Here is a 2421-nt window from a genome sequence, read left to right as displayed (position 1 = left end):
CCGGCCGGACGGATCAGGCGCTGGACGAGTTGATCGGGTTCTTCGTGAACACGCTGGTGCTGCGGACGGACACGTCCGGTGATCCGACGTTCGCGGAGCTGGTCACGCGGGTGCGGGAGCGGAGTCTGGCTGCTTATGCGCACCAGGACGTTCCGTTCGAGTATCTGGTGGAGCTGATCAATCCGACCCGGACCCTGTCGCACCATCCGCTCTTCCAGATCATGCTCGCCCTGCAGAACGCCCCCGAGGCGAGTTTCCGGCTTCCCGGTCTGACGATCGACGTCGCTCCCGGGCGTACGGGAACGGCGAAGTTCGACCTGTTCTTCAGTCTCGCCGAGCAGCGCGGTGCTCACGGTGAGCCGCAGGGCATCACCGGCGCCGTGGAGTACTCCAGCGACATCTACGACGCCCCCACGGTCCAGGCCCTGTTCGACCGTTGGCTGCACTTCCTCGACGTGGCCACCACCCACCCCGACCAGCCCCTCAACCACATCGACATCCTCACCCCCGACGAACACCGGCAGTTGCTCGGCACTTGGCTGGAGACCGATACCGAGGTCGATCTGAGGCCGTTGCCGGTCCGCTTCGCCGAACAGGCCGCCGCCACGCCTGACGCCGTGGCCCTGATCGTCGGGGACACCTCCCTGACCTACGCGGAACTGGACCACCGCGCCAACCGCCTCGCGCACGTCCTGCTGCGCCGGGGCGCGGGCCCGGACCGAGTGGTCGCGCTGGCCCTGCCGCGTTCGGCCGAGCTGGTGATCGCCCTCCTGGCCGTGCTCAAGAGCGGCGCCGCGTACCTGCCGCTGGACCCGGACCACCCGGCCGGCCGCCTCGCCTACGTACTCCAGGACGCGCAGGTCTCCCTGCTGCTCACCACCCTGTCGACGGACCCGCGGACACCGGACGCCGGCCCGGCGGAACGACTGGTGCTGGACTCCCCGGACGCACAGGCCGAGCTGGCTGCCTGCCCCGACACCGACCCGGCCGCAACCGGCCACACAGGGGCGCCGGCCCTCGAGGCCGCAGCGTACGTGATCTACACCTCTGGTTCGACCGGCCGTCCCAAAGGAGTGGTCGTCCCGCACGCATCGCTGCTCAACTTCCTGGAGGCCATGCGGCGCGAGGTCCCTCTCGGGCCGGGGGAGCGACTCCTCGCGGTCACCACGGTGGCATTCGACATCGCCGCGCTGGAGCTGTACCACCCACTGCTGTCGGGCGCCACGGTCGTCCTCGCACCCAAGGAAGCCGTCCCTCAACCCTCCACCGTGGTGGACCTGATCGCCCGGCACGGCGTCACCGTCGTACAGGGCACCCCTTCGCTGTGGCAGCTTCTGGTGGCGCACGAGCCGGAGGCGCTGCGGGGCCTGCGCATCCTGGTCGGCGGTGAGGCGCTGCCCACGCCGCTCGCGGAGTCGATGCGCACACTCACCGACGACCTGACCAACCTGTACGGTCCCACCGAGACCACCATCTGGTCGACCGCCGCCGAGCTGGCCGGCGGCACGGGCGCACCGCCGATCGGCCGACCGATCGCGAACACGCGGACCTATGTGCTCGGCCCGGGACTGGAGTTGCTGGCGCCCGGTGTCGTGGGGGAGCTGTACATCGCGGGGTCCGGTGTGGCCCGCGGCTATCTGAACAAGCCCGGCTTGACGGCCGAGCGGTTCGTGGCGGACCCGTACGCGGCGGAGCCGGGCACGCGCATGTACCGCACCGGTGACCTGGTGCGGTGGAACCAGGACGGTCAGCTGGAGTTCGTCGGGCGCGTCGACCACCAGATCAAGGTCCGGGGATTCCGCATCGAACTGGGCGAGATCGAGGAAGTCCTCACCGACCACTCGGACGTCGCCCAGGCAGCCGTCGTCGTCCGTGAGGATCAGCCCGGTGACACCCGGCTCGTCGCATACGTCGTAGCCGACACCTCGGCACGCGACCACGACCAGGCTGTGGAGCAGGACCAGCTCAGCGAGTGGCAGAGCCTGTACGACGCGGTGTACAGCGCTGCTCGCGGGACGGCATTCGGTGAGAACTTCGCCAGTTGGAACAGCAGTTACGACGGACGGCCGATCCCCCTGCCCGAGATGCAGGAATGGCGCGACACGACCGTCGACCGCATCCTGTCCCTCCGGCCGCGCCGCGTCCTCGAGATCGGTGTCGGCACCGGCCTGCTACTGGCCCGGCTGGCACCCGAATGCGAGGAGTACTGGGCCACCGACTTCTCGCGCACGGTCATCGACGAACTTCGCCGGCACGTCGACGCCGATCCCGTCCTGGCCACACGGGTACACCTGCGCACCCGGCCGGCCCACGACTTCGACGGCCTCCCGCCGGGCCACTTCGACACGATCGTGGTCAACTCCGTTGCCCAGTACTTCCCGAACGCCGGCTACCTGGAACAGGTCGTCGAACAGGCCTTCC

General features: G+C 69.5%; 1 protein-coding gene. It reads left to right on the top strand.

Going from position 1 to position 2421, the window contains the following annotated elements; all coding sequences use genetic code 11:
• Positions 1-2421, top strand: a 2421-nt coding sequence (locus tag E4U92_RS35220) for a class I SAM-dependent methyltransferase (protein ID WP_137304530.1), incomplete at both ends; no start/stop codon positions are given.

This window comes from Streptomyces galbus (assembly GCF_005280195.1).
Taxonomy (GTDB): domain Bacteria; phylum Actinomycetota; class Actinomycetes; order Streptomycetales; family Streptomycetaceae; genus Streptomyces; species Streptomyces galbus.
This window is presented reverse-complemented; position numbering and strand designations above follow the sequence as displayed.